This is a genomic window from Arthrobacter sp. USHLN218 (genome assembly GCF_037144715.1).
Taxonomy (GTDB): Bacteria; Actinomycetota; Actinomycetes; order Actinomycetales; family Micrococcaceae; genus Crystallibacter.
Map to the genome: position 1 here is coordinate 18,032 of NZ_JBBCYT010000011.1, position 24,750 is coordinate 42,781.

Annotated in this window: 23 protein-coding genes; 14 read left to right on the top strand and 9 right to left on the bottom strand. The window is 69.3% G+C overall.

Annotated elements, in window-relative coordinates; all coding sequences use genetic code 11:
- The first annotated feature begins 69 nt into the window (after positions 1-69).
- Complete coding sequence (locus WFH44_RS19655) at positions 70-684, top strand: DUF4126 domain-containing protein (RefSeq protein WP_336716086.1); 615 nt, start codon at positions 70-72, stop codon at positions 682-684.
- Here the strand turns inward: WFH44_RS19655 and tgt are convergent.
- Complete coding sequence (gene tgt, locus WFH44_RS19660) at positions 650-1,927, bottom strand: tRNA guanosine(34) transglycosylase Tgt (RefSeq protein ID WP_442892941.1); 1,278 nt, start codon at positions 1,925-1,927, stop codon at positions 650-652. The genes WFH44_RS19655 and tgt overlap by 35 nt on opposite strands.
- Positions 1,928-2,237: 310 nt before the next feature.
- On the opposite strand from tgt, the gene WFH44_RS19665 reads away from it, so the two are divergent.
- Positions 2,238-3,302 (top strand): FUSC family protein, encoded by a 1,065-nt coding sequence (locus WFH44_RS19665; protein WP_336716090.1) that lies wholly within the window; start codon positions 2,238-2,240, stop codon positions 3,300-3,302.
- Between the two features lie 19 nt (positions 3,303-3,321).
- Here the strand turns inward: WFH44_RS19665 and WFH44_RS19670 are convergent, their stop codons facing one another.
- The 4 genes from WFH44_RS19670 to WFH44_RS19685 all read right to left on the bottom strand — a co-directional run bounded on the left by WFH44_RS19670 (position 3,322) and on the right by WFH44_RS19685 (position 6,466).
- Positions 3,322-4,071, bottom strand: a complete 750-nt coding sequence (locus WFH44_RS19670; RefSeq protein WP_336716092.1) for an SRPBCC family protein — start codon at positions 4,069-4,071, stop codon at positions 3,322-3,324.
- A gap of 67 nt (positions 4,072-4,138) precedes the next feature.
- Positions 4,139-5,038, bottom strand: coding sequence for a DUF6707 family protein (locus tag WFH44_RS19675; RefSeq protein ID WP_336716094.1), 900 nt, complete (start codon positions 5,036-5,038; stop codon positions 4,139-4,141).
- Positions 5,039-5,148: 110 nt separating this feature from the next.
- Entirely contained in the window at positions 5,149-5,688 is a 540-nt protein-coding gene (locus WFH44_RS19680) for an NUDIX hydrolase family protein (RefSeq protein WP_264796712.1), read from the bottom strand.
- A gap of 82 nt (positions 5,689-5,770) precedes the next feature.
- Entirely contained in the window at positions 5,771-6,466 is a 696-nt protein-coding gene (locus WFH44_RS19685) for a VOC family protein (RefSeq protein ID WP_336716096.1), read from the bottom strand.
- A gap of 131 nt (positions 6,467-6,597) precedes the next feature.
- Between WFH44_RS19685 and WFH44_RS19690 the strand changes: the two genes are divergently transcribed.
- Complete coding sequence (locus WFH44_RS19690; protein WP_336716097.1) at positions 6,598-7,188, top strand: YdeI/OmpD-associated family protein; 591 nt, start codon at positions 6,598-6,600, stop codon at positions 7,186-7,188.
- A gap of 184 nt (positions 7,189-7,372) precedes the next feature.
- Here WFH44_RS19690 and WFH44_RS19695 read toward each other — a convergent pair whose 3' ends face one another.
- The 4 genes from WFH44_RS19695 to WFH44_RS19710 all read right to left on the bottom strand — a co-directional run bounded on the left by WFH44_RS19695 (position 7,373) and on the right by WFH44_RS19710 (position 12,454).
- Positions 7,373-8,464 carry an ABC transporter ATP-binding protein gene (locus tag WFH44_RS19695; RefSeq protein WP_336716099.1) on the bottom strand — a complete coding sequence of 364 codons (1,092 nt, stop codon included), beginning with the start codon at positions 8,462-8,464 and terminating at the stop codon, positions 7,373-7,375.
- Positions 8,465-8,486: 22 nt separating this feature from the next.
- The gene (locus tag WFH44_RS19700; protein WP_336716101.1) at positions 8,487-10,070 is read right to left on the bottom strand and encodes an ABC transporter permease; all 1,584 of its coding nucleotides are present in this window, start codon (positions 10,068-10,070) and stop codon (positions 8,487-8,489) included.
- Between the two features lie 51 nt (positions 10,071-10,121).
- On the bottom strand, positions 10,122-11,171 hold the full coding sequence (locus WFH44_RS19705; protein ID WP_336716103.1) for an iron ABC transporter substrate-binding protein: 1,050 nt from the start codon (positions 11,169-11,171) through the stop codon (positions 10,122-10,124).
- 134 nt (positions 11,172-11,305) lie between these two features.
- On the bottom strand, positions 11,306-12,454 hold the full coding sequence (locus WFH44_RS19710) for a glycoside hydrolase family 76 protein (protein WP_336716105.1): 1,149 nt from the start codon (positions 12,452-12,454) through the stop codon (positions 11,306-11,308).
- 191 nt (positions 12,455-12,645) lie between these two features.
- Here WFH44_RS19710 and WFH44_RS19715 point away from each other — a divergent pair, with 191 nt between their 5' ends.
- The 11 genes from WFH44_RS19715 to WFH44_RS19765 all read left to right on the top strand — a co-directional run bounded on the left by WFH44_RS19715 (position 12,646) and on the right by WFH44_RS19765 (position 24,614).
- On the top strand, positions 12,646-13,422 hold the full coding sequence (locus WFH44_RS19715; protein ID WP_336716107.1) for an SDR family NAD(P)-dependent oxidoreductase: 777 nt from the start codon (positions 12,646-12,648) through the stop codon (positions 13,420-13,422).
- 153 nt (positions 13,423-13,575) lie between these two features.
- Positions 13,576-14,262: an HD domain-containing protein gene (locus tag WFH44_RS19720; protein ID WP_336716108.1), complete on the top strand. Its 687-nt coding sequence runs from the start codon at positions 13,576-13,578 to the stop codon at positions 14,260-14,262.
- Positions 14,263-14,361: 99 nt separating this feature from the next.
- A complete protein-coding gene (locus tag WFH44_RS19725; RefSeq protein WP_336716109.1) occupies positions 14,362-15,147 on the top strand; it encodes an IclR family transcriptional regulator in 786 nt (261 codons plus the stop codon).
- Between the two features lie 157 nt (positions 15,148-15,304).
- Positions 15,305-16,582: a cytochrome P450 gene (locus WFH44_RS19730; protein ID WP_336716111.1), complete on the top strand. Its 1,278-nt coding sequence runs from the start codon at positions 15,305-15,307 to the stop codon at positions 16,580-16,582.
- A 5-nt stretch (positions 16,583-16,587) separates the two neighbouring features.
- Complete coding sequence (locus WFH44_RS19735; RefSeq protein ID WP_336716113.1) at positions 16,588-17,745, top strand: PEP/pyruvate-binding domain-containing protein; 1,158 nt, start codon at positions 16,588-16,590, stop codon at positions 17,743-17,745.
- Positions 17,746-17,892: 147 nt separating this feature from the next.
- Entirely contained in the window at positions 17,893-19,767 is a 1,875-nt protein-coding gene (locus WFH44_RS19740) for a PEP-utilizing enzyme (protein WP_336716115.1), read from the top strand.
- 87 nt (positions 19,768-19,854) lie between these two features.
- The gene (locus WFH44_RS19745; RefSeq protein WP_336716117.1) at positions 19,855-20,634 is read left to right on the top strand and encodes an SDR family NAD(P)-dependent oxidoreductase; all 780 of its coding nucleotides are present in this window, start codon (positions 19,855-19,857) and stop codon (positions 20,632-20,634) included.
- 27 nt (positions 20,635-20,661) lie between these two features.
- Positions 20,662-20,982 (top strand): 2Fe-2S iron-sulfur cluster-binding protein, encoded by a 321-nt coding sequence (locus tag WFH44_RS19750; protein WP_336716118.1) that lies wholly within the window; start codon positions 20,662-20,664, stop codon positions 20,980-20,982.
- A gap of 2 nt (positions 20,983-20,984) precedes the next feature.
- Positions 20,985-22,307, top strand: a complete 1,323-nt coding sequence (locus WFH44_RS19755; RefSeq protein ID WP_336716120.1) for an NAD(P)/FAD-dependent oxidoreductase — start codon at positions 20,985-20,987, stop codon at positions 22,305-22,307.
- Positions 22,308-22,314: 7 nt separating this feature from the next.
- The gene (locus tag WFH44_RS19760) at positions 22,315-23,079 is read left to right on the top strand and encodes an HD domain-containing protein (RefSeq protein WP_336716121.1); all 765 of its coding nucleotides are present in this window, start codon (positions 22,315-22,317) and stop codon (positions 23,077-23,079) included.
- On the top strand, positions 23,076-24,614 hold the full coding sequence (locus WFH44_RS19765; protein WP_336716123.1) for an aldehyde dehydrogenase family protein: 1,539 nt from the start codon (positions 23,076-23,078) through the stop codon (positions 24,612-24,614). The genes WFH44_RS19760 and WFH44_RS19765 overlap by 4 nt, the downstream gene beginning before the upstream one ends.
- Positions 24,615-24,750: the final 136 nt, after the last annotated feature.

Sequence of the window (24,750 nt, forward strand, 5' to 3'; positions counted from 1 at the left end):
TAGTCGGCGCCACCAACGTTTTGCCCAGTGGCCCCCGGCAGTCCGCCCCCACAGGCATACCCTTGACCTATGTTGGAGATCCTGACCGGTACCGGGCTGTCAGCGGCGGCGGGTCTGAATGCGTACATTCCGATGCTCATCCTCGGGCTGCTGGACCGCTACACGGACCTGGTCCAGTTGCCGGCACAATGGGACTGGCTGGCGAACGGCTGGGTGCTGCTGATCATCGGCGTGCTCCTGGTGCTGGAGATCGCGGCGGACAAGATTCCCGTGGTTGACAGCTTCAATGACTGGATCCAGACGGTGATCCGCCCGGCCGCCGGCGGCATCGTTTTCAGCAGCGGCATTTCGTCGGAAACGGTCAGGGTCTCGGACCCCGACACGTTCTTCGGCGGTACGGCGTGGGTGCCGGTGGCGCTCGGCATCGGGATTGCGTTCGCGGTGCACGTGGTAAAGATGATGGCGCGGCCGGTCCTGAACGCGGCGACGGTGGGCGCAGCGGCCCCGGTGGCCAGCACGGTCGAGGACACGGCGAGCCTCTCGCTGTCGCTGGCGGCCGTCCTGGTGCCGCTGCTCGTGGTGGTGCTGCTCGCCGTCGTCGCTATTGGTTTGTGGCTGTTGTTCCGCAGGTACCGACGGCAGCGCCGGCTCAGGTGTAGTACCGGCCCAGCACTTCGCTCTTGAAATCAAAGAAGCGGCCGTCGTCGATCGCGAGGCGGGCGTCATCCACGAGCTTCACGATGAACCGCTCATTGTGGATGGAGATCAGCGTGTGGCTGACCATCTCGTTGGCCTTGAAGAGGTGGTGGATGTAGGCGCGGGTGTAGTTGGCGCAGGCGTAGCAGTCGCAGCCCTCCACGAGCGGGGTGAAGTCGCGCTTGAACCGGGCGTTGGACAGGTTCTTGCGCCCGTCCGGGGTGTAGAAGGCCGAGTTGCGGGCGACGCGCGTGGGGGAGACGCAGTCGAAGGTGTCGGCGCCGTTCTCGATGGCGGTGAAGATGTCGTCCGGCTCGGAAATGCCCAGCAGGTGGCGCGGCTTGTCCTCGGGCAGTTCCTCGTTGCACCAGCGCACGATGGTGCCGAGGTTCTCCTTTTCCAGGGCACCGCCGATGCCGAAGCCGTCGAAGTTCATGGACCCGAGGTCGCGGCAGGCCTTGCGGCGCAGGTCCTCGTACTGGGCGCCCTGGATCACGCCGAACAGTGCCTGGTACGGCCGGTGCGACCGTTCTTCGGTCAGGCGCTCGTGTTCGGCTACGCAGCGCTCGGCCCAGAGCCGGGTGCGTTCCAGGCTGGACTCCTGGTAGCCGCGGGAGTTCATCAGGGTGGTCAGCTCGTCGAAGGCGAACATGATGTCGGCGCCGAGCTGGTGCTGGACCTGCATCGAGATCTCCGGTGTGAACCGGTGGCGGTCTCCGTTGAGGTGGGACTTGAACCAGACCCCGTCGTCGTCAACGTGCGCCAGCCGCTCCTTGCCGGCGGCGACCCGGTCATCCGCGCCGGAATCGGCGGCGGCGGCGTCCATGTTGATCACCTTCTTGAATCCCGAGCCCAGGCTCATCACCTGGAAGCCGCCGGAATCCGTGAAGGTGGGTCCGTCCCAGTTCATGAACTTGCCGAGCCCGCCGGCCTCGTCCAGCACGTCCGCTCCGGGCTGCAGGTACAGGTGGTAGGCGTTGGCAAGCAGCGCCTGGGCGCCGAGGTCCTTCATGGACTCGGGCAGCACGGCCTTCACGGTGGCCTTGGTGCCGACAGCGATGAACGCGGGCGTCCGGATCTCGCCGTGCGGGGTGGTGATAGTGCCGGTGCGTCCGTTGAACTCACCGCCGTTGGCTTCGATGTGGCTGGCGGTCGGGCCGGCGGTGTCGGTCAGGCGGTTGCCAACGGTGAAGGAAAAGTCAGACTGGGGCACCCATCCATTCTGCCGTATCGCCCGGGCCGGCTCGGCCGGTGTCACCGGGCTCACCGCGCCCTGTTCGGGTCCTCACAGAATCGCACTCTCCCCGCCTCGGCTGCGCAAAGCGGCCGTAGAGTGGCAAGTGCCCCCTGCCTGCGGTGCGGGCGTGTTTTGCCCGGCCCGCTTCGACGCCGGCGCCGCCGTCACGGCCTGCCGCCGTGCATTTCCCGCCCCGCTGCCGCGCCCGCCACAGACGGCAGTGGCCTTGCACGGAAACGCTGGCCGACATCAGGCGGTGCGGCCATAGTGGCATTATCCGTTCGACCGGAAGCAGGTTCAGCGTTTGAAAGAGCATGTGCGGGAGTTCTTCCGCGTCGGCCCCGCCCGGCAGGACCACATCGTCGGGATCCGCTGCGCCGCGAGCGTCGGCCTGCCGCTGCTCGCCCTGCTCGCGATGGACCGCTTCGACCTGATGGTTTTTGCCGCCTTCGGTGCATTCACCGGGATCTACGGCCGCGGCGAAGCCCATGGAGCGAGGCTGCGGCACCAAGCCGAGTTCGGTGTGCTGATCCTGTTGGTCATGCTGGCCGGTGCCCTGACGGCAGCGGCCGACGCCGGCCCCTGGGGCATCGTCATCGGCACCACCGTGGTGGCCGGGTTGTTGTCCCTTGCGGTGAACTACTTCGGCCTGCGGCCGGCGGGCGTGATCTTCTTTACCTTCGGCTACGCGGCCATCGGGTCTATCCAGCCGACGCCCCCGCTGTGGCAGGCGATGCTGACCGGCCTGGTCAGTGTGTTCCTGGCGATGCTGATCGGGATCAGCAGCCGGCTGCGGCCCGCCTGGCGGACATCGATGGCGCCGCCGCCCAAGCGCATCCTGACACCCGACCACTGGCGGGAGTTCCGGGTCGAGGCAGCTGCGAACGCGGCCGCGGCGCTCGCCGCCGGAACCATCGCCACGATGGTCGGCCTCGGGCACAACTACTGGGCCATGGTCGCGGCCGTGGCGCCGATAGCCGGTCCGAGCCTGGCCCAGCGGATCAAAAAAGGCGTGCACCGCATCCTGGGAACCTTCGCCGGTGTGGTCGCGGCGGGCCTGCTGCTGGCGCCCCATCCGGCGCCGTGGGCCCTGGTGCTGATGGTGATCGTGCTGCAGTTCGCGGCCGAAATGTTCGTCCTGCGGCACTACGCCTTGGCCCTGATCTTCATCACGCCGCTGGCGCTGATCATGACGGAACTGGCGGCGCCGACGAATCCGCAGGAGCTGATGGTGGACCGCGCGCTGCAGACCGCGATCGGAGCCTTGGTGGGCATCAGCCTCGTCTACCTCATGCACCAGCGCACCCTGCGGGAGAAGAACCGGCGCCGGTTCCTCAAGAGCCGCGGGCAGAACCCCGCACAGGATTAGCCGCCGGCTGGGCCCGATGTCAGAGCGGCCGGCCCACCGTCAGCTCCTCCGAGGAGGGGAAGTGCCTGGTGCGCCAGGAATCCCACGCGCCTCGGATCTCGCCCAGCCGCCTGGCACCCAGGCCGTAGCTCGTGATCAGGACCTGCGTGCCGCCGTCGGGCCGTAACCGCTCTTGCCTGGGCTGGGCGGCGACGATCAGCAGGCCGTCACCGTGCTCCGCATAGGCCCGAACCGTCAGGCCGAGCTGCGTGTCCGTGCGGAACCAGACCTTGCCGCTGATGGTTTCGCCGGTGCTCAGCTCGGCTTCGTAGTCCTCGCCCGGCTCCGGCATGTCCGCCAGGCCGAGGCTGGCTAGGACGCCACCCTCCGGCACCGCATCGTATGCAAAGTACGTGGTCTGGCGCGGGGTGTTGGGGTGCCGCTCGAGCGTGAAGCGCAGCTGCTGGAGGAAGCTGGTCCAGCCCTCGGTGATGTCCTGGTCCCAGTCCGCCATCTCGGAGCCCGGCTCGATCGCTCCGCGCTCCAGCGTGACCTGCGTGCCGTCGCCCACCGGCTCGAGGGTGAACGTGTCGCCGCCGTTGGTCACGAGCCTGCGGTGGTCGGCACCCTCGGTCGCATTCGTGAAGTAGATTTCGTTGATCTCGTCCTCGAGGCTGTCCAGCTCCCAGCCGTGCCACTGCGCAATCCTGCTCGGCTCGCGCAACATGACCCAGACCTGCTGGGCATCGGCATTGATATGGACGCTCAGCGGATTACGGTTCTCCGTCATGTCAGCCGACTCTACTCCCGGCCGCTCGGGGCTGGCCAGAGCCCGGCTCAGTGCGGCCGGCTGGCGCTTAGCCCGCGGTGAGCTGTTCGTTGAGGGCGCGGACGGCGACGATTTCGTTGGCGATGCGGCGCTCGAGCTCGGCGGGCTCCAGCGTCTCCGATCCGCCGTGCGTGCGCAGGTAGGTCAGCACGGCCAGCCGCTCGACCCGCCAGTCCCGCTCGGCGGACTTGTCCGTCGCGGCCATGGCCCGGTGGATTTCCTTGTCGTAGAGGTTCGGCTCGTTGAGTTGGCGCTGCAGCACGATGGCGTTCATCTTCGCCCGCAGCGGGTCCTTCTCCTCGACCTCGTCCGGGGCCCGCATCGCCTTGGCGAGCCGCTCGGATTCCTCGGTCTCGCCTGCCTCGTGCTGGATGAAGGCCGACATCGCCAGGGCACCCTGGATCGACTTCCAGCGCCCGAAGTTCCCGTCGAAGGGAACATCCGTGATCAGCTGGCAGACCCGCAGGGCGTTGTCCCGGTCATCCACGTAGACGAAGAGACGGTGGGCCAGGTCCCGCACGTCCTGCAGGTTGCTGCCGGACTTGATGTTCAGGCCCTTGCTCAGCCGCGCCGCGATGCGCTGGATGTCCATGTCCTTGGGGTGTGCACGCGCGACGTCGACAATCACGGCCTCCGGCGTGCCCTCCTCGGCGGGGATCAGCTCCAGGTCGTCGAGCGCCAGTGCGCTGGCGGGACCGGGGCCCGGGCGGGTGGAAGCGACCCGGAGGCTGGAGCCGTGGGCGATCCGCACCTTCTTGCCGTCCGTGAGCGTGGCGATGACCAGGGCAGGGCTGCCGAAATCGTCATTGACGACGGCGGTGCCCGCCACCTCCGCGGAATGCTTTCCTCCGCGGCGGAGGAACATGTGCCCGGGTGCGATCATCTCCGCTTTGATCGTATGGACATACGTTCGCTGCTGATCGGTCATCCGGTCCTCCCTGGCTCAGGCTCAGACCACAGTATATGGATTCGTTACCTCGTTTTCCGAAGTTGCGCCGCGCGGCGGGGATGTGGTTAGGAAATCTGCCGCTTGTTCCGTCAGCGGCACCAGCCGGCGTGCGCGAGGGCCTGGCGCAGGAGGTTGCCGCGGCCGCCGGTGAACTCCGACTGGACCTCCGGGCTGAGGGCGTCTTCGGGGCTCATCCAGGTCAGCTCCAGTGCGTCCTGCCGCGGGTCGCACTCGCCGGTGACGGGAATGAGGTAGGCCAGCGCGACGCAGTGCTGGCGGTCGTCCGTCAGGCCGGTCTCCGACGGGGAAGGGAAATATTCGGCCACAGTGAACGGGATGGGGGAAGCCGGCAGCTGGGGGAAGGCGAGCGGCCCGAGGTCCTTTTCGAGGTGCCGGATCAGCGCGGCGCGAATGGTCTCGCGGTACATTACGCGGCCCGAGACGAACGAACGCACCATCTGGCCCTCATCAGAGGCCTGCAGCAGGAGGCCGACGTCGGTGACGTAGCCCAGGGCATCCAGCCGGACCGGAATGGCCTCCACGTAGACCATGGGCAGCCGCCGCCTGGCTTCGTAGAGGTCCTCTTCGGAGAGCCAGCCTGGGTTCGGGTCCGGAGTGCGCACATTCATGTACTTGTTGTATCGCACGGCTGAGGTCGAGGTCACGCCGGAACCGCCGGTGGCAACGCGGTTTCCCCCGAGAGCGTAAGCCTCAGCGGGGGCGGGTGATGCGTAGTTTCCCTCCGCCGGCGGCCTCAGGTCCGTCCGGGTCCGGCACTTCCAGCACAGGCCCGGCCGGGGTATCCGACAGGGTTGCCGCCAGCCCCGCATTGGCGAGTTTGCCGCGCAGGGCCGCCAGGTCGCCGTCGTACTCGAAGGCCAGATCCGCGTCCGGCGCCTGCGCCCGGCGCACGTGCACTGCGCCGCCGTTCTTGGCGGTGAAGTCCGCCGCATCGGGGCCCGAGCTGCGTTCCCGGGCGCCGATGTCCGCGAGCACCTTGGCGGCTCCGGCGACGTCCGGGGTAAGCCAGACCGCGGCCACGGTCAGCGCCGGGTCCGCGTTGTGCTCGTCGGCGGACTCGTTGACGGGGTCCACGATGAACTCGAGGCCGTCCGGCGGCACGACCTTGACGCGGACGCCGTGGTCCGCGGAGAAGGGCGCGGCATGGCTACCGGCCTCCTCGGTCCGCCGGCGGAAGGTCTCCAGGTCCCGGGCCTCGAAGCCGAGGGCGGTGGTGGCATCCGAGCTGGAAGCGGCGGGCATGGCATGCAGGGCCAGGCGTCCGTGGCCGGCGTCTAGCTCGATCCAGGTGCCGTAGTCCGCGGTGACGGCCATGCCGAGCGCCGTCAGCAGCTGCCTGAACTCCTCCGGGCGGGATGTGTAGTGGACCGGGCGGACTCGCAGCATGGCTCCTCCTGGGTTGCATCGTGGGCGCATCCGAGTTGCGCATAGTGTGCTTTCGAAGCCGGCGCCTGCTTCCGGCCTCGCGTGCTTCCAGCCTATGGTGCGGAGGCCGGATCCGCCGCTAGTGTTTGTCCATGCCTGCGGAACTTCCCGAACTGCTGCTGCCCGACTCCGGTGCCTGGCGCGCCTGGCTGGAAGAGCACCATGTGGCGTCGGCCGGGGTTTGGCTGGTGCTGCATAAGAAGGGCGGCAACGTGACCGCGCTGGACTACGCCGGGGCCCTCGAGGAGGCCTTGTGCTTCGGCTGGATCGACGGACAGGCCCGCCGGCGCGACGGCGAGTCCTCGTTCCAGCGGTTCGGCCCGCGGACCAAGCGCAGCGTCTGGTCGCTGCGGAACGTGGAACGGGTCGAGCGGCTGGAGGCCGCCGGGAGGATGCGCGATGCCGGCCGCGCGGCGGTTGCCTCGGCCAAGGCAGACGGGCGCTGGGAGCTGGCTTATGCCGGGCCGGCCACCGCGGAAGTGCCCGAGGACCTGGCCGCGGCGATAGCGGCCGTCCCGGAGGCGCAGGCGATGTTCGACGTGCTGACCTCGCAGAACCGCTTCGCGCTCATTTTCCGGCTCAGCCAGCTGCGCACGGCGGCAGCGCGGGAGAGGAAGATCGCCGGCTTCGTCGAGATGCTGGCCCGGCACGAGGCGCCGCATCCGCAGCGGAAGAAGCCATAGTCGAAGGGCCGCCGGGTTGCCGGACACCCGGTCAGCCGCGGGACCGGAATCCAGCCGCCGGGAAATCGAACCGCCGGCGGGAAAGTGCACCGGCGCAATGTATTGGCCCGAAATGGCTGGAATGGGGCCTCTATCGAGCCATTACTGGCCAACAGATTTCGGGCTGTGCTAACGGGCCTGGGAATCAAGCCGGGAAAGCCACGCCTTCGCCGATCACGCGCAGGTACAGTTCGGTGCCGGGCTTGGTCAGGGTCGCGTTCCAATGCCGGATGGTGATGGTCTGCTTGTGCCCGTTGTTGGCTGCGGGGCCGTGAAGTTCCAGCTTGACCGTGACCTCGGGGCCGAAGAAGTCGGTCTCCAGCACGGTGCCGCGGATGGCGCCGGTTTCGGCGATGCGGATCTGCTCGGGACGCAGCATCAGGTGGACCCGGCCCTGGCAGGTCGGGCGCCGCACCGGGATGCCGCCTAGGGCACAGGTGGCCAGCGATCCCTGCAGGTCCGCGTCCAGGATCACGGCATCGCCCAGGAACTCCGCGGTCTCCCGGTCGCTCGGCCGGGTGTACACCACGAACGGGTTGCCGATCTGGGCCAGCACCCCGCGGCGCATGACGGCCACCTGGTCGGCGAAGGAGAGCGCCTCGCCCTGGTCGTGCGTGACCAGGATGGTGGTGACGCCGGCGGCGGCCAGGGTGGCGGCCACGGCCTTGCGGGTGGCAACGCGCAGGCCCGCATCCAGCGCGCTGAACGGCTCGTCCAGCAGCATCAGCTCGGGTTCGCGGGCCAGCGCCCGGGCCAGGGCGACGCGCTGCTGCTGGCCGCCGGAGAGTTCGTCCGGCCGCCGGTCGGCGTAGTCGGGATCCAGCGAGACCATCGCCAGCAGCTCCGCCACCCGGTTCCGGACGGCGGAGCGGCCGCCGAATTTACGCCGGTCCAGGCCGAAGGCGATGTTCTCGCCGACGCTCAGGTGCGGGAAGAGGGCGCCGTCCTGAGCCACATAGCCCACGTTCCTGCGGTGCGCGGGCACCAGCGTCGTGCCGTCGGCCACCACCTTGCCGTCGAGCATGATGGACCCGGAATCGGGCGCCTCGAACCCGGCGATCAGCCGCAGCAGCGTCGTCTTGCCGCTGCCCGAGGGCCCGACGATCGCCGTCGTAATTCCCCGGTGCACCGAGAGGCTCACGCCGCGCAGGACCTGGGTGCTGCCGAAGGACTTCGTGACGTTGTCGATGATGAGATGGCTGTCCGGGGTGGGGGTATCAGCCGAGGCCGGGCTCACGGGGCGCAGCTCCTTCCAAGGGTCATTGGCCGGCCGCCTTCTGCGACTGGGTGTACAGCAGGTACGTCATGGGCAGCGAGAGCAGGATCAGGATGAGCGCGTAGGGCGCCGCCCCGCCGTAGTCGATTTCGGAGCTCAGCGACCAGAACCGGGTGGCCAGGGTGTTGACTCCGGTGGGGGCCAGCAGCAGCGTGGCGGTCAGCTCGTTGGCGATGCCCAGGAACACCAGCGCGGCGCCGCCTGCGGCCGCCGGCGCGGTCAGCCGCAGGGTCACCCGGAAGAACGTCTTCAGCGGCGGGTTGCCCAGGGACTGCGCCGCCTCCTCCAGCTCGCGCGGGGCCTGCGCCAGCCCGGCGCGCAGGTTGACCAGCGCGCGCGGCAGGAACAGCAGCACGTACGCGGCGATGACCAGCGGAACCGTCTGGTACAGCGGCCGCAGGTAGCCGACGGCCACGGTGACGAACGCCAGTGCCACCACGATCCCGGGCAGCGAGGAGGTGATGTAGTTGGTGCCCTCGAGCAGCTTGGTGAACCAGCTCGGATAACGCACCGCGAGCCAGGCGATCGGGAAGGCCAGCAGCACCGTCAGCAGCGCCCCGGCCAGGCCGAAGGCGAGCGTCTGTGCCAGCGTGTGGGCGATCTCCGGCAGGTCCCAGATGTCCGCCCCGCCGGCGACCAGCCAGCGCACCACGTTGCCCAGCGGCACGCCAAGCGCCAGCGCGGCCAGGGCGAGGACACCGACGACGGCGACCGGGCGGTAGCGCCCGAGCGGCAGGATGGGCGGGCGGCTGGCCACCCCGGAGCCGATCCGGGCGTAGCGGGCGTTGCCGCGGATGCGGGACTCGAACAGCAGCATGGCCAGGCACAGCAGCACCAGCACGCTGGCCAGCATGTTGGCGGCCACGCCGTTGAAGGTGGACTGGTACTGCTCCATGATCGCCGTGGTGAACGTGTTGAACCGGATCATCGAGAAGGCGCCGAATTCGGCCAGCAGGTGCAGCCCCACCAGCAGCGAGCCGCCCGTGATCGGCAGCCAGAGCTGGGGGAGGATGACGCGGAAGAACGCCCGCCAGCGGTCCAGGCCCAGCGAGGCGGCCGACTGCTCCAGCGCGGGATCCATCCGGCGCAGCGCGGCGGCGGCCGGAATGTAGACCAGGGGGTAGTAGGAGAGCACCGAGACCAGCGTGCCGCCGGCGATGCCGCCCAGCGACGGGATGGTGCTGACCCAGGCGTAGCTGTTGACGAACGCGGGCACGGCCAGCGGTGCCGCGAGGACGAGCGACCAGAAGCGGGCGCCCGGCAGCTGCGTGCGCTCCACCAGCCAGGCCGCGGCGACGCCGATGACGATGCACAGCGGAATGGTGGCCAGCACCAGGCCCACGGTGTTGAACAGCAGCTCGCCCACGCGCGGCCGGAAGACCAGCTTCACGGCCGTGTCCCAGCCGGTGGCGACGGTCATGATGATGACGAAGCCCAGCGGGATGAGCGTCGCCAGGGAAATAACGACGGCGGCGGCCACCACGGGCGCCGGCGGGCGGGAGCGGGTGCCCCGCGCCTTGGACCGGATGTTGGAGGGGGCGCTGGAAGTGCCGGTAGCCGGGGTCATCGGACCCCGGCTACCGGTAGGGAAATGCTCACCGAAATAGACTACTCCGGCTTAGAGGAGACCTGCGTTGGTCATCAGTTCGACGACCTTCTGGCTGTTCAGCTTGGCCGCGTCGACCGGGGGAGCCTGCAGTTCGTCCAGCGGGACGAGGCCCTCGCGCGGGGCGACGTCCTTGCCCACCGGGTACTCGTAGTCCTCGCCGGTGCCCAGGAGTTCCTGGCCCTCCTTGCCGGTGATGAACTCCAGGAACTGCATGGCGGCCTCCTGGTTGTCCGAGGACTTCAGCACGCCGCCGCCCGAGATGCTCACGAATGCGCCCGGATCTTCGTTCTTGAAGTAGTGCGGGGCAACGTTGCCGGAGTTCTCGCCGGTCTTCGCCTGGTCCGCCGCGTAGTAGTAGTGGTAGATGACGGCGCCGTCGACCTCGCCGGCGTTCACGGCCTTCATGGCCGCGCCGTTCTTCGGGTAGATCTTGGCGTTTTCCTTCATCGCCTTGAGCCAGTCGGCCGTGGCCTGCTCGCCCTTGAGTTCGAGCATGGCGGAGACGATCGCCTGGAAGTCGGCGCCGCCGGGGGCCGCGCCCCACTTGCCGGCCCACTCCGGCTTCGCCAGGTCCATGATCGACGCCGGCAGGTCGCCTTCCTTGACCGCGTCCTTGTTGTAGACGAAGACGGTGGAGCGGGCGGCGACGCCGGTCCACATGTTCGACGACGGGCGGTACTGCTCCGGCACGTTCTCCTGCACCGCGGGGGAGACCTCGGTGAACAGCCCGGCGTTCTCCACCTGCGTCATCGCGGGGGAGTTCTCGGTGATGAACACGTCGGCGGGGGAGGCGTCGCCTTCCTGGATGATCTGGTTGCTCATCTCCGTGTCGCTGCCCTGGCGGACGTTGACCTTGATGCCGGTCTCGGCCGTGAACTCATCGATCCAGGCCTGCGTCATGGACTCGTGCTGGGCGTTGTAGATGGTGAGTTCGCCGGCCGAGCCTTCGGCAGCGGACGAACCCTCGGGGGCCGAGGAGCCGGAGCCGCAGGCGCTGAGCGTGAGGGCCGCCGCCGCGGCGATGGCGGCCGCAGGCAACTTCGGGAAGCGGATCTTCATGGAAAGCCTTTCGGGAATGCGGTCCGCAGCGGGCCCGGCCGGACCCCGCTGTGGGAGTAAGGCAAGCCTTCGCTTGCCCAGTCATTGTGGACCACCGCAGACCCAATACACAACACGGATGTTACGTAATGACGTCAATCGAGCGCGGCCGCGGCCTCCAGCACCATCCAGGCCTGCAGTTGCGTGGACAGTTCCACGGGTTCCCCGGGCGGATAGGAACTCTTGGCCGGGAGCACCGGATCCTTGGCGAAGACCAGCACCTCCCAACTGCGGTGGTTCTCGATCCGGCGGCCGGCCCAGAACGCATCCGCCGTGTTCGCCACCAGCGACCGGGCGAGCGTCCGCGTGGCCTCGGGCAGCCGGGCCGAGTTCGCGGCCAGCGCCAGGTAACGGGCCAGGATGCCGGTGAAGAGCCCGCCGTCCCCGTCCCCGTGCGTCCGCAGCACCGGCCTGTCCTCGTGCCGCACCGTCAGCCGCCCGGCGACCGCGTCTACCAGCGCCGCGGCATGGTCCAGGTCCTGCGGCCGGCCGAGCTCCAGCAGCGCCCCGAGCACCGGCCCCTGGTTGTAGGTGTAGATGTCGGACACCAGCACCGCCTCGTCGCCGCGCAGCCGCAGCCCGTCGAGGTAGAGCCCGGCACCGCCGTCGTAAAGTTTCTCCCGCAGCCAATCCACGAGCTCCTCGGCCCGCTCCCGCTGCCCGGAGCGGGCGAAGAAGAGCGCCGCCGGCGCCGTCGCCGGGACGTTCTTGAAATCCCGTTGGGTGCTCCAGAACAGGCCGCCGCCCAGGTCCTTTGTGTGCGCCGATTCGAGCGCCGGGCGCAGCGCGCGCAGCGCCGCACGGTTGCAGCGGCGCGGCTTCCGGGCCGCTTCCGCCAGCGCGTCCAGGCGCCCGGCCGCGAGGGCCAGCCAGGCCATGTCGTCGTAGTAGGAGTTCGTGAAGCGCAGCAGGTTGCGCAGCCGGATGGTGCGCAGGAGCCGCGCGCCGAGCGCCCCGGCGCTCAGGCCGACGCCGCCCTGGTAATGCTGGCCCCGCTCCAGCTCCCGCCAGCCCGCGTCCACCAGGCAGTCGAGGAAGTGCGCCTGCCACCAGTAGTGCCAGGGCCGCCCGAAGGGCCAGATCCCGGCGGCGGGCCGACGCACGGCGCCGATGTGCGTGAAGGGCAGGCCGAAGAGCCGGTAACCGAAGTGGCGGATGACGGCGTCCGCGGCCTCGTCCGCGCGGCCGGACGACCGGGTGGTGCCGGGTGACGGAGGGGCGGGCGGACGGATTTCGGCAGCCATGGCCCCAGCCTAACGGCCGGCCGCCGCCTGCCGGAGAGGCGATGGGCCTTGGCCGTGGGTTCCCCGGCTGGTATCGCCGGCCTGTTTCCGGCCGGTTCCTTCCACCGGCGTGCCGGAACCGTGGGCCGGGCCACACTATGCTGGCAGTGCGGCCGCCAGGAACGGCCGAAGCCGCCGAACGAGGAGGAACCTTGGAGCTGACCGGAGCCGTAGCCCTGATCACCGGAGGCGCGTCGGGCCTGGGGGCCGCGACCGCCCGGCGGCTGTACGACGGCGGTGCCTGGGTGGTGCTGGTGGATCTGCCGCAATCCGCCGGCGAGGCCTACGCGAAGGAACTCGGCGAACGGGCGCTCTTTGTGCCCGCCGACGTGACGAGCGAGCCGGATGTCCAGGCGGCGGTCGAGGCGGCCGCGGGACTCGGGCCGCTGCGCGTGGCGGTCAACTGTGCCGGCGTGGGCACGCCCGGAAAGGTACTGGGACGCAACGGGGTGCTGCCGCTGGCCGACTTCGCCCGGGTCGTGCAGATCAACCTGGTCGGCACCTTCAACGTGGTCCGGCTGGCGGCCGCCGCGATAGCGGAAACCGAGCCGGTGGCCACCGAAACCGGCGGGCCGGAACGCGGCGTCATCATCAACACCGCCTCCGTCGCCGCGTTCGACGGGCAGATCGGCCAGCCCGCGTACGCCGCCTCGAAGGGCGGCGTGGCCGCCATGACCCTGCCGCTCGCCCGCGAGTTCGCGCGCTCGCTGATCCGGGTCGTGACCATTGCCCCCGGCATTTTCGAAACGCCGATGATGGCCGGCCTGCCGCGGGAGGCACAGGAATCGCTGGGGCACCAGGTCCCGCACCCCTCCCGCCTCGGTCGGCCTGCGGAGTACGCCAGCCTGGCGGCCCACATCGTCGACAACGCCATGCTCAACGGCGAAACCATCCGGCTCGACGGGGCCATCCGGATGGCGCCCAAGTAGGCGCTGCTCCCCGCCCCTTGCCCGTCGTCTGTGCAGCAGGTGCCCGTTTCTGCGCGGAAAAGGGCTTCTGCTGCCCAGTCGATGGGGGAGGAGGGTTCCGGCCAGCGGAAGACGCGGGTTGCGCGGCGGGGCCTCATGGTCCACCGTGAGGGCATGACGAAGATGAGGCCGGCCGCGAACCATTTCGGCAGCGACGTGTCCGCCGGGATCGAAGAGGAGCCGGACGGCGTCATCACGCTGGAGCCCGAGCTGGCCCGAGTGTGGAAGCTGGCGGCGCCGCTGCTGGCGGTGCGGGACAACGATGCCCACACGCTCTACGCCCTGGGCCTGGCCCGCACCCTGCTGCACGCGCACCCCGAGGCGGATGCCGCCGTCGTGCTTCCCGCGATGATGCTGCACGATATCGGCTGGTCCCAGGTGCCGCCGGAGGAAGTGCTGGCGGCCATCGCGCCCGGCGGCGGGCGGCCCGACCTGGTGCTGCTGCACGAGAAGGAGGGCGCCCGGCTGGCCGCCGGGATCCTGGAGCAGGCGGGCTGGGATGCCGCGCGGGTGCCGCAGATCCTGGAGATCATCGACGGCCACGACTCGCGCAAGGAGGCGCTGTCCATTGAGGACGCCATCGTGAAGGACTCGGACAAGACCTGGCGGCTGAGCCCGCACGGCATCGACACCGTCATGGAGTGGTTCGGGCTGGAGCGCGGGCAGGCGCTGAGGCTGTGCAGCCAGCGCGTGCACGGGCACCTGTTCACCGAGGAGGCGTCGACAATCGCCCGGGCGCTCTCCGCGCTGGAGTCCGTGACCCAGTGGCCGGAACGACAGGAGCTGCTCGCCGGGAGCTGACCCGGAGCTGATCAGCGTTCCGTCGGAGGGCCGCGCCTGGGCATTGTCCGCGGCTAGACTCGTCGTGCCGGCGAAGACGGCAACGGAGAAGGAGGCTGCGTGGCGGGCGGAAACCGGGAACCCGGGCGGACAGTGACGTCCAAGGTCCTCGCCGTCCTGGAGGCGTTCGAGAAGTCTCGCGGCGCCCTGAGCCTGACCGAAATTGCCGAAGGCTCCGGGCTGCCGCTGAGCACCACGCACCGGTTGGTCACCGAACTCACCGACTGGGGCTTCCTCTCCCGCAGCGCCACGGGCCGGTACCAGCTGGGCATCCGGATCTGGGAACTGGCGCAGAACACGGGACGGCAGCTGCGCGAGGCCGCGCGGCCGTTCGTGCAGGACCTCTTCTCGCTGACCGGCGAGACCTCGCAGCTGGCCGTCCGGGCCGGCAACGAGGTGCTCTACATCGAGCGCATCTACGGGACCAAGCGGGTGCCGCGGGCCTCCCGGGTCGGGGGCCGGCTGCCCATGCACGCCACGGCGGTGGGCAAGGTGATCCTCGCCTTCGAAGAGGAATGGGTCCGCGACGCGTACCTGCACCGCGAGCTGGAGCAGGCCACCGCGCACACGCATACCAATCCGCGCCGGCTGGCCGAGGAGCTGGTGCAGATCCGCGAGCAGGGCTACGCCACCACCCTGGAGGAGGTGCGGCTGGGGTCCTGCTCGATCGCCGTCCCGGTCTTCCATACGAAGCGGATCGGGGCCGGGCTCGGGCTCGTGCTGGCCTCGGCGCAGTCCGCCTCGATGACCCGGCACCTGCCGGTCCTGCGGGGAGTATCCGCCCAGATCGAACGGGCGACGGCGCACATCCCGCTGGAATCGCTGCTTGGCATGAGCCGGCGCTGACCCCGCCGCCCTGCGCAGCTACCGCCTGGTAATCCGGTTTCTACTGAGTGGAAGGATGTGGTACGCGTTACAGCGTGATGTGCGCAACACTGGATAGCGAACGAACCGCCGACGGCACCCCCGGCCGGACGCGGGAGACGATATCCAAGGAGCACAGATGTCACCCTCGACTGAGACGGCCCCCCGTTGCCCGTTCGGCCACGGCGCCGAGGCCCCCGCCGGGCACCACGGCTACCAGCCGTTCCAGATGAAGGATCCGTTCCCGGCCTACGCCGAACTCCGGGCCGAGCAGCCGGTCATGTTCGACGAGCGCATCGGCTACTACGTGGTCACGCGCTACGACGACATCAAGGCCGTCTTCGATGACTGGGAGACCTTCTCCAGCGAGAACGCCCAGGCGCCGGTGCGCGAACGCGGCCCGGCCGCCAGGAAGATCATGGAAGAGGGCGGCTTCACCGCCTACTCCGGCCTCTCCGCCCGGCGCCCGCCGGAGCACACCCGGATCCGCTCCGTGGTCCAGAAGGCCTTCACCCCGCGCCGGTTCAAGGTGCTGGAGCCGTTCATCCGGCAGAACGTCGTGGACCAGCTGGAACGGATGCTGGCCAACCCCGAGCGCCGCGGCGACATCTTCCGCGACCTGGCCTACGACGTCCCGACGGTCACCATCCTGACGTTGATCGGCGCGGATGTGGAGCAGGTGGACAAGTTCAAGCGCTGGAGCGACTCGCGCGCGGCGATGACCTGGGGCGACCTGTCCGACGAGGAGCAGATCCCGCACGCACACAACCTGGTCGAGTACTGGCAGGAATGCCTGCGGCTGGTCCGGGTGGCCCACGAGGAGGGCGGCGACAACCTCACCGCGGACCTTGTCAAGGCCCAGCAGGACGGCGCCGAGATCACCGACCACGAAATCGCCTCGGTCCTCTACAGCATGCTCTTCGCCGGCCACGAGACCACCACCACGCTGATCTCCAATGCAGTGCGCGTGCTGCTGGCCCACCCGGAGCAGTGGCAGCAGCTGGTGGAGGATCCCAAGAAGATCCCGGCGGCGATCGACGAGGTCCTGCGCTACTCCGGCTCGATCGTCGGCTGGCGCCGCAAGGCGCTGACGGACGCGGAGGTCGGCGGGGTCAAGATCCCCGAGGGCGCCGGCCTGCTGCTGCTGATGGGCTCGGCCAACCGCGACGAAACCCGCTTCACCGGCGGCGAGGAGTTCGACATCTCCCGCCCCAACGCCCGCGAGCATCTCTCCTTCGGCTACGGCATCCACTACTGCCTCGGCAACATGCTCGCCAAGCTCCAGGCGAAGATCGCGCTGGAGGAAATCGTCCGGCTGGCACCCAACCTGAAGCTGGACCACCCGGAAGCGATCGAGTTCCGCGAGAACCTCTCCTTCCGCGTCCCCGAATCCGTCCCCGTGGCTTGGGAGGTCTAAGCACCATGGAAAGCAACCAGTACATCCAGTTCTTCGACGGCGGCATCGAGCCCACCCTTGAGGCGCTCGGCGGCAAGGGCTCGTCCCTGGTCACCATGACCTCGGCCGGCATGCCGGTCCCTCCAGGCTTCGTCGTCACCACCGCCGCGTTCGACGAGTTCATGTCCGAGGCCGGCATCACGCAGGAGATCCACGACCTCCTGGCAGGCCTGGATCCGGAAGATGTTGCCGAGATGGAGAAGGTATCGGCAGGCATCCGCGCGGATATCTGCTCCAAGCCCGTGCCGGAGAGCCTGCGGGCCCAGACGCTGGCGGCCTACGAGGCGCTGATGGCCCGGTTCGAGGAAGCCGTCCCGGTGGCGGTCCGCTCCAGCGCCACGGCCGAGGACCTGCCGGACGCCTCCTTCGCCGGCCAGCAGGACACCTATCTGTGGCTCGAGGGCGCGAAGGCCGTCACCGACCACATCCGCCAGTGCTGGGCCTCGCTCTTCACGGCCCGGGCCATCATCTACCGGCTGAAGAACGGGATCCCCAATGAGGGCCTGTCCATGGCCGTCGTGGTCCAGAAGATGGTCAACTCGAAGGTCTCCGGGGTCGCGATGACACTCGATCCGGCCAACGGGGACCGCTCGAAGATCACCATCGACTCCTCCTATGGCGTCGGCGAGATGGTCGTCTCCGGCCAGGTCACGCCGGACAACATCGTGCTGGACAAGGTGACCCTGACCGTCGTTAGCGAACACCTCGGCGACAAGCATGCCGAACTGGTCCCGGACCGCTCCGCCCACACCCTGGTGGAGCGCGAGGTCGATGACGAGCGCCGCGGCCGCCGCAGCCTGACGGACGATGAACTCGCCGCGGTTGCCTCCATGGCCAAGCGTGCGGAGAAGCACTACAAGTGTCCGCAGGACATCGAGTGGGCGCTGGACACAGACCTGCCCGACGGCGAGAACCTGCTGCTGCTGCAGTCCCGCCCGGAAACCGTGCACTCGTCCAAGCCGGCCGCCCCCAAGGCCTCCACCGGCGGCTACGCGGCCTCGCTCGGCATCCCCGCTTCCGGCGGCGGCACGCTCAGCGGCGGCGCCGGCTCCGGAACCCCGGCCGCGGGCACCGGCTTCAGCCTGGGCAGCATCACCGCCTCGCTGCTCAAGACCACCGCGTAAGCCGGACAGCGTGAGCCGGCCAGCGTGCGCAGCACCGCTTGGGCGCACCTCCTGAGCACCACCTCCGACCAGCACCACAGCGCCATCGCATCACTGCACTGAATTGCCAGCCAGGGCCGACGTCGAGCCCGCACCGAAAGGACGCCCATGTCCATGAAGTCGTTCCCGAAGCCTTCCGAGCTGCCGGTTCCCGCCGGCGCCGAGGGCTGGGAGAAGCTGTACCCGTATTACCTGGTCTTCCAGGACAAGCTCAAGGAAGCCGAGGACGCCAAGTTCTGGTTCTGCGACAGCCAGCACTGGCCCACGGTCTTCAAGCCGTTCGAGACGATCGGCGGCGAGTTCGCGGTCAAGTGCCTGGGCCAGTACAACGCCCGGCACCTGATGATCCCGAACGCCAACGGCATCGAGTTCCGCATCCATCTTGGCTACCTGTACATGTCGCCGATCCCGGTTCCCGAGGACCAGATCGCCGCGCGCGTGCCTTTGTTCGAACAGCGTGTGGGCCACTACTTCCAGAACTGGGAGGAGCTGCTCAAGCAGTGGCACGTCAAGGTCCGCGGCACCATCGATGAGATGGAGACGCTGTCCTTCGGCAAGCTGCCTGACATGGTCCCGATGGAGGACATCACCACCGGCAAGGCCAAGGACGGCTCGGAGGTGCTGCTGGAGAACTACGATCGGCTGATCCAGCTGGCCTACCAGAACTGGCAGTACCACTTCGAGTTCCTGAACCTGGGCTACATCGCCTACCTGGACTTCTTCAACTTCTGCAAGGAAGTCTTCCCGAACATCCCGGACCAGTCGATCGCGACCATGGTGCAGGGCGTGGATATGGAACTGTTCCGCCCGGACGACGAGCTCAAGCAGCTGGCCAAGCTGGCCGTGGAGCTGGGCATCCAGTCCGCTTTCGCCAACACCGACGACGTCGAAGCCACCCTGGGCGCGGTCCGCGCCTCGAGCGGGGGCGAGCGGTGGATCAAGCAGTATGGGGAAGCCCAGGACCCGTGGTTCAACTTCACCGTGGGCAACGGCTTCTACGGCCACGACAAGTACTGGAAGGAACACCAGGAGATCCCGCTCGGCTACATCGCCGACTACATCCGCCGGCTCGACGAGGGCCAGGAGATCATGCGGCCCACCGAGGAGCTGATCGCTGAGAAGGACCGCATCGTCGAGGAATACCGGGACCTGCTCGAGGGCGAGACCCAGGCCGTTTTCGACGCCAAGCGCCAGCTGGCCGCCACCGCGTACCCGTACGTGGAGAACCACAACTTCTACATCGAGCACTGGACCATGGGCGTCTTCTGGCGCAAGATCCGCGAGCTCTCCCGGATGATGCACGCTGAGGGCTTCTGGAACGAGCCGGACGACCTGCTCTACCTGGGCCGCAACGAGGTCCGCGACGCGCTCTTCGACCTGGTCACCGGTTGGGGCGTCGGCGCGCAGCCGATCGGCCCGACCTACTGGCCCGAGGAGATCGAACGCCGCCGCGGCATCATCGACGCGCTCAAGACCGCCCGCCCGCAGCCGGCGCTGAACACCCCGCCGGCCTCCATCACCGAGCCGTTCACCCGGATGCTCTGGGGCATCACCACCGAGCAGGTCCAGCAGTGGCTCGGCGCCGGCGAGGAAGTCGAAGGCGGCGGCCTGCGCGGCATGGCGGCCTCCCCGGGCGTCGTGGAGGGCATCGCCCGCGTCGTGACGGACTCGGACCAGCTCTCCGAGGTCCGGCAGGGCGAGATCCTGGTGGCCACCGTGACCGCGCCGAGCTGGGGCCCGATCTTCGGCAAGATCAAGGCCACCGTCACGGACATCGGCGGCATGATGAGCCACGCCGCGATCGTCTGCCGCGAGTACGGGCTGCCCGCGGTCACCGGCACCGGGTCCGGATCCACCACGATCAAGACGGGCCAGCGCCTGAGGGTGGACGGCACCAAGGGCACCGTCCAGATCCTGGACGCCGAGGAAGCGGGCGAGCCGGCCATCGCCGGCCCGGGCGCGCACAGCCACAGCCACGTCTGAGCCGTCCCCCCAAGCGGCCAGGCGTTCCCCGCCGGACCGGGGCGTTACCCCCATCGCCCCGGTCCGGCCCCTACCGAAAGATCTGACATGATGCAGGAAACCACCCCGACCGCCCCCGGACAGCAGGGCGCGCGCACGGTGCTGATCACCGGCGCCGCCGGCGGACTCGGCCGGGCCTTCGCCCTCGGCTTCGCCGGCCGCGGTTACCGCGTGGCGGTGGCTGACGTGAACCTCTCCGGCGCCCAGGAGACCGCCCGCCTCGTCCGCGAAACCGGTGCCGAGGCGGCAGCCTTCGAGGCCGACGTCACCAGCGCCGAATCCACCACGGCCCTCGCCGAAAGGTGCGCCGAATTCGGCGACGGAGGGATCGACGTCGTCCTTAATAACGCCGCGATCTACGCCACCGTGACCCGCAGCCCCTTCGAGGAGATCGACCCGGACGAGTGGGACCTGGTGATGAACGTGAACCTCAAGGGTCCGTGGCTGGTCACCCGCGCCGCGAGCAAGTACCTGGCCGAGGGCGGCCGCGTCATCAACCTCTCCTCGGCGACGATCTTCTCCGGCTCCGAGCAGTGGCTCCACTATGTGGCCTCGAAAGGCGGCGTGGTCGCGATGACCCGGGTGCTGGCCAAGGAACTCGGCCGGCGCGGCATCACGGTCAACGCCATCGCTCCGGGCTTCACGCTCACCGAGGCCAGCTACTCGCTGATGGAAAACGCGGAGAACTACGGCGTGGACCGCGGCGCCCTCAAGCGGGCCAGCCAGCCCGAAGACATCGTCGGCGCCGCGCTGTTCCTCGCCGGACCCGATTCCTCCTACATCACCGGCCAGACCCTCGTGGTCGACGGCGGCCGGCAGTTCATCTAGACCTACACAACCGAGAAGGAGATCCCCATGCCTACGGTTCATTTCACCGACGCTGAAGGCGCCGTCCGCGACATTGAAGGCAACGTCGGCGACTCGGTCATGGAGACCGCGGTGCGCAACGGCGTGCCCGGCATCGTCGCCGAATGCGGCGGCTCGCTGTCCTGCGCCACCTGCCACGTCTTCGTCCGCGAGGACTGCCTCGACCAGCTCCCCGAGATGGAGGAGATGGAGGACGAGATGCTCTACGGCACCGTCGTGGACCGCGAGGACAACTCGCGCCTGTCCTGCCAGCTGCGCCTGGCCGAAGACACGGACCTGTACGTGACCACGCCGGAAGCCCAGGTCTGACCATGGACGCCACCAAGACAAGCGCGACGGCGGAACACTCCGCCGCTGCGGATGGCGGCGCCGCGGGCGCCGTGCGCACGGGGCTGCTGATCATCGGGGCGAGCCAGTCCGGCGTGCAGCTGGCGGTGTCGCTGCGGGCGCTGGGCTTCGACGAGCACATCACATTGCTCGGCGAGGAAGACCACCGGCCGTACCAGCGCCCGGCCCTGTCCAAGGAATTCCTGCAGGGCACGGTGGAGAGCGAGTCGCTGATCTTCCGCTCCAACGAGTACTGGCAGGAGCACAACGTCGCCCTGGTCAAGGGCGAGCGGATCGAGCGGATCGAGCGTGAAGCCGACGGCTCCGGCGTGGCGCATGCCGCCTCCGGCACGCGGTTCCCCTTCAAGCGGCTGGCGCTGACCGTCGGCGCCCGGGCCCGGAAGCTGGACCTGCCCGGCGCGGAGCTGGATGGCGTGGTGTACCTGCGGAACGCGGACGACGCGCTGGCCCTGAAGGCGCAGCTGGACGGCGTCCGCGAGGCGGTGGTCATCGGCGGCGGATTCATCGGGCTCGAGGCCGCATCCAGCCTGCACAAGATGGGCAAGGCCGTCACGGTGCTGGAGTACGGGCCGCGGCTGATCGGCCGCGCGGTCGGCGAAGAAACCAGCGGGTACTTCCTCAACGCGCACCGCGAACGCGGGCTGGACATCCGGCTGGATGCCCGGATGAACCGCCTGGCGCCGGCCGAGGACCCAAGCCGCGTGGCCGGCGTCGAACTTTCCGACGACACCGTGGTGCCCGCGCAGCTGGTGCTGGTCGGCATTGGCGTGGTGCCGAACACCGAGCTGGCTGAACAGTTGGACCTCGACGTGGACAACGGGATCGTCGTGGACCGGCATGCCGTGGCCTCGGACGGCACCACCGTGGCCGTCGGGGACGTCGCCAACATCCCGAACCCGCTGCCCGGCGCGCCCGAGGGCGAGCGCATCCGGCTCGAGAGCGTCAACAACGCGATCGAGCACGCCAAGGTCGCCGCCTATTCGCTGATGGGCCGCAGCGAGGACTACGCCGGCATCCCGTGGTTCTGGTCCAACCAGGCGGACCTGAAACTCCAGATCGCCGGGCTGACGCTCGGCTACGACAGCACCGTGGTCCGGCGCGACGACGAGCGCGGCAAGTTCTCCGTCCTGTACTACCGGGACGGCCGGATCATCGCCGCGGACTGCGTGAACGCGCCGCTGGACTTCATGGCGGTCAAGAACGCCCTCGCCAAGGGCCAGAACATTCCCGCGGACGCGGCGGCAGACCCCGCCGTGGTCCTGAAAACCATCGTCACGGACGGCTGAGGAACAGATGAGCACTCCCGAAACGCAGACGCAAACCAACGACGGCGCCCCGGCCTGGCCCGGGCAGGACCCCGGCGCCCACGCGTCGGACCCCCGCGCCGAGGCCTTCGCCGCCGCCCACCCGGTCCGTCCGGTTCCGGCCACCGGGCCGGTGGACACCTCGCCGGCGTCGCTGACCCCGGCCGCGGCGGATCTCGATCGGCTGTGGCAGAGCGTCGTGTCCGAGACCCGCGCCCGCGGCAACGACATCCACCTGCCCATCTCGCTCGCCTACGCCGAGCGCCTCTGCCGCGCCCACCCGGAGGCGGACGCGGAGCTGGTGCGCGTGACGATCGTGCTGCACGACACCGGCTGGGCGCACGTGGACGAGTCGCGCATCCTGTCCGAGGGCTTCACCGGCGACTGGCGCAAGGCGGCCATCCGGTACGAGCACGAGGCCGAGGGCTGCAAGGTCGCCCGGCGCGTGCTGCCCGGCCTCGGCTACTCGGCGGAATTCATCGAGCGGGTCTGCGAGATCATCGACGGGCACGACACCCGCCACGTGGCGTACTCGATCGAGGACGCCCTGGTCCGCGACGCCGACCGGCTGTGGCGGTTCGACCATGCCGGCATCGCGCTGGCTTCGTCCTGGTTCGGGATGACCCCGGACGTCTACACGGACCGGCTGGCCGCGGAAATCATCCCGGAACTCATTACCGATGCCGCGGTGCAGATGGGCACGGCGGACCTGGCGCGCTCCAACGCGCTGCTGAAGACTGGAGTAATCCGATGACCACCACGAAGCAGACCGCACCCGCGGCACCCGGCCAGGCGCCGTCGTTCTCCGGCCCGGCGATCGACGCGCGCGCCGCGCTGTCGCTGCCGTACACCCACGTCGACGACATGTTCATCGACGGCGCCTGGACGACGGCGGCGGGCGCCGGCCGCAACGACGTCACCGACCCCGCGACCGGCCAGGTCTGGGGTTCCGTGCCAGACGGCACCGGTGAGGATATCGATGCCGCCGTCGCGGCCGCCCGCCGGGCCTTCGACGGCGAATGGGCGCGGTTGGCCCCCTCGGAGCGTGCCGCCTGCCTGCTGCGGATCGCGGACGAGGTGGAGAAGCGGGCCACCGAGCTGTCGCTGACCAACAGCCGCGAGAACGGCTCGCCCGTCTCCGAATCCTCCGACGCCGCAGCAAACGCCGCCGGCATCTTCCGCTACTTCGCCTCGCTCGGGGACTACCTGGAGCGCGAAGACGTGCGGCCCTTCCCGCGCGGCGGGGGCGAGTCGGTGGTCCGCCGGGATCCGGTCGGCGTCTGCGCGCTGATTGCTCCGTGGAACTTCCCGATCAACCTGATGGTGATCAAGCTGGCGCCGGCGCTGCTGGCCGGCTGCACCGTGGTGATGAAGCCGGCGTCCCCGACGCCGCTGTCCTTCCGGATCATTGTCGACGCCGTGGCCGCCGCGGGTGTGCCCGCCGGCGTGGTCAACCTGGTCACCGGCTCGGGCAGGCTCGGCGACGCGCTGGTCAGGCACCCCGGCGTGGACAAGGTGGCGTTCACCGGTTCGACCCCGGTGGGCCGCAAGATCGCCGCGGCCTGCGGCGAGCTGCTGCGCCCGGTCACCCTGGAACTCGGCGGCAAGTCGAGCGCCGTGGTCCTGCCGGACGCGGACCTGGACGCCATGTCGCAGGTGCTGGTGCGTTCCTGCATGCGCAACACCGGGCAGACCTGCTACATCTCCACCCGCATCCTCGCGCCAGCCGGGCGCTACGACGAGGTGGTCGACATGGTCACGGCGACCATCGCCGCCGGCCGGCAGGGCGACCCGCTGGATCCAGCCACGGTCTTCGGCCCGGCGGCCACCGCTTCGCAGTACCGGACGGTGCTCGAGTACGTGGAGTCCGGCCTGGCCGAAGGCGCCCGCGCCACCACCGGCGGCCGCGCGGCCCGGCTCGGCGGCGGACTGGAGCACGGCTACTTCGTGGAGCCCACGGTCTTCGCCGGCGTCACCCCGGACATGCGGATCTCCCGCGAAGAGATCTTCGGGCCCGTGATCTCGGTGCTGAAGTACTCCGGCGTGGACGACGCCGTCGCGCTCGCCAACAACACGGAGTTCGGACTCGGCGGCCTCGTGTTCGGGAAGGACGAGGACGCGGCGCTGGCGGTGGCGGACCGGATGGATACCGGCTCGGTGGGCATCAATTTCTTCGCCTCGAACCACTCGGCACCCTTCGGCGGCCGGCACGATTCCGGCCTCGGCACCGAATACGGGATCGAGGGACTGAACGCCTACCTGAGCTACAAGTCCATCCACCGGAAGTAGCCGGCCCGCACCCCCTGACTGTGCAGCAGGTGCCCTTTCCCGGCGCGAAAGGGGCGTCGGCTGCACAGTCGATGGGGTTGTGGCCGCCGGGCGGACGGGACAGACCCGACGGCGCAGGCGGCTCGGCCGTCTACTC